The sequence below is a fragment of the Novosphingobium sp. 11B genome (assembly GCF_054589055.1).
On the sequence record NZ_BAAILP010000092.1, the window covers coordinates 9757 to 12228 of the forward strand.

4 protein-coding genes are annotated in these 2472 nt (G+C 63.8%); 3 read left to right on the forward strand and 1 reads right to left on the reverse strand.

Going from position 1 to position 2472, the window contains the following annotated elements; translation table 11 throughout:
* From ACYPYD_RS07975 to ACYPYD_RS07985, 3 genes are all read left to right on the forward strand, one after another.
* Positions 1–818: LysR substrate-binding domain-containing protein (locus tag ACYPYD_RS07975; RefSeq protein WP_459662707.1), on the forward strand; the 818-nt coding region annotated here is incomplete at its 5' end.
* 82 nt (positions 819–900) lie between these two features.
* A complete protein-coding gene (locus tag ACYPYD_RS07980) occupies positions 901–1434 on the forward strand; it encodes a phosphoribosyltransferase (RefSeq protein WP_036522491.1) in 534 nt (177 codons plus the stop codon).
* A gap of 2 nt (positions 1435–1436) precedes the next feature.
* Complete coding sequence (locus tag ACYPYD_RS07985) at positions 1437–2015, forward strand: LOG family protein (RefSeq protein WP_008832237.1); 579 nt, start codon at positions 1437–1439, stop codon at positions 2013–2015.
* Between the two features lie 8 nt (positions 2016–2023).
* On the opposite strand, the gene ACYPYD_RS07990 is transcribed toward ACYPYD_RS07985, so the two are convergent.
* Positions 2024–2311, reverse strand: coding sequence for a GIY-YIG nuclease family protein (locus ACYPYD_RS07990; RefSeq protein ID WP_459662708.1), 288 nt, complete (start codon positions 2309–2311; stop codon positions 2024–2026).
* Between the last annotated feature and the right edge of the window lie 161 nt (positions 2312–2472).

Below are 2472 nucleotides of genomic sequence, written 5' to 3' on the forward strand. Positions count from 1 at the left end.
AGGCGGAGATCGGCACACCCCTGTTCGAGCGCCTGCCCACCGGCCTGCGCCTGACGGCGGCGGGAGAGATCATGATGGCGGCGGGCAACCGCTGGCAGAAGAACATGCAGGACATCCGCGCGCAGATAGAGGACTTGCGCGGGCTCAAACGCGGTCACGTGGACTTCGCCATCATCGACGCGCTGGCCAAGGGCTACATTCCCTCGGTCGTCCGCTCGGTGCAGGAACGGTATCCGGGCATTACCGTCGGCGTGAAGGTCCAGGCCAACGACGAGGTGCGCAAGGCCGTCGCCAGCGGCGAGGTCGATTTCGGCATCCTGTTCGAACCGCACAGCTACCGCGACCTGACGGTACGCGCCTTCGTGGAAGTGGTTCTCGGCTTCATCACGCCGCCGGGGCACCCGCTGGGCGAACTGTCCGAGGCCCGCTTCTCCGCCGCCATCGGCGAGCCGCTGATCGTCCCGGCCGAAGTTCTGGCGATCAGCCAGCAGATCGCCGTCCTCGAAGGCACGACAGGCATGGACATGAGCCGGATCGCGACCTCCGACAACATCCAGATGATCGCCTCGCTGGTGCAGGCCGGGGCGGGCGTGGGTATCCTGTCCTCACTCGACGTGATCACCGAAGTGCAAGCGGGCCAGGTATCCTTCACCCGCATCTCCGACGCGCTGCTGCGGCCGATGACGCTGGCGCTCTGTACCAACTCCGCACGCACCCCTTCCTATGCGGCCAGTCTCGTTCTGTCGGAGATCGAGAACGGGTTCGCGGGCCTCAGCTATGTGGAATCGATGCTCTCGACGGAAGAGAACGACGCATGATGCACCTCACCCGGTTGCCCTTGCGCCATAGTGTCCCTATCGGCACACCTTTCCCGACATCGCCGGACAGGATTCGCTCCGCATGAGCCAGACCGAAGAACCGCAACTGCATTACCTCGAATACTACGAGGACTTCCTCGCCAAAGTCCGCGTGCTCTCGCGCAAGATTCGCGAAGGCGAATGGCAGCCCGAATTCATCATCGGCGTCGGCCGCGGCGGCCTCGTGCCGGCGGTCTACATCTCGCACCAGCTCGAAGTGCCGATGCTGTCGATCGACCACTCGGCCAAGGTTCCCGGCTTTGCCGACGAACTGCTCGGCAAGGTCGCAGGGATGACCGCCGAGGGCAAGCGCCTGCTCTTCGTCGATGACATCAACGACAGCGGCGGCACCATCGAGTACATCCGCAATCTGCTGGGCGACAACGGCTGCGATGCCGAAAACCTGCGCTTCGCGGTGCTGATCAACAACACCCGTTCCAAGGCCGTGGCCGAACTCTACGTCGACGCCATCGACCGTGACGAGGACAAGCGCTGGTTCGTGTTCCCGTGGGAATCGGTCGGCACCAAGGACGCCATCGTCGAGGAAGCGCGCTCGGTCCCCGAGAGGCTTGGCTGATCATGCGGATCTGCGTCTATCTCGGCTCCTCTGCGGGCGTTAATCCCCTGTATCGCGAAGCTGCGCACCAGTTCGGTACGCTGCTGGCCAAGCGCGGCATCGGCCTCGTCTACGGCGGCGGCATGGTCGGCCTGATGGGCGTGGTCGCGGACGCGGCCTGCGCGGCGGGCGGCGAAGTCATCGGCGTCATCCCCGAGGCCCTGCGCGCGCGCGAGCACGACCACCAGGGCATCACCGAGCTTCACGTCGTCAAGACCATGCACGAGCGCAAGGCGATGATGGCCAACCTCTCGGACGGTTTCGTCACCCTGCCCGGCGGCATCGGAACGTTCGAGGAAATGTTCGAGGCGTGGTGCTGGACGCAGCTCGGCTATCACAACAAGCCGGTGGGCCTGCTCGACGTCAACGGGTTCTACTCGGGGCTGGGCCAGTTCATCGACAACGTGGTGGAGGAAGGCTTCCTCCAGCCGCGCCACCGCGCGATGCTGATCGTCGAGAAGGACCCCGAGGCGATGATCGATCGGATCGTCAACTTCGTCCCGCCCGAAAACGAGCACTGGCTCGGCGCGCAGGACGTTTAGAGCCCTATTTACAACAACCCGGACAGGTCATCCCATGTCGGATTGGCCTGTTCTATCAATTCCAGTTTCCACTCTCGCCGCCAGGCCTTCAGCTGCTTCTCGCGCGCGATGGCCTCTTGAATGAAGGCATGCGGCTCGACCAGCACCAGCCGGTCGATGCCGTAGCGCTGGCAAAAACGCGATCCGCGCCCTTCGTGATGCTGGTGCATCCGAACATGAATGTCGTTAGTGACGCCGACATAGAGCACGCCGAAGGGCCGGTTCGCCATGATGTAGCTGAAGCCGCCTTTTTCCATAGCGCGAAGCATGGCCAGGCTGGCGAGTGAGGATCAACCCGGTGGCGAAAGTTTAATCCTCGTCGTCCCGGACTTGATCCGGGACCGCTGGCCATGAACAGCCCACTTCGCTGCACGCGCTGCAAGCTCTCACCTAAAGACAGCCACCGGTCCCGGATCAA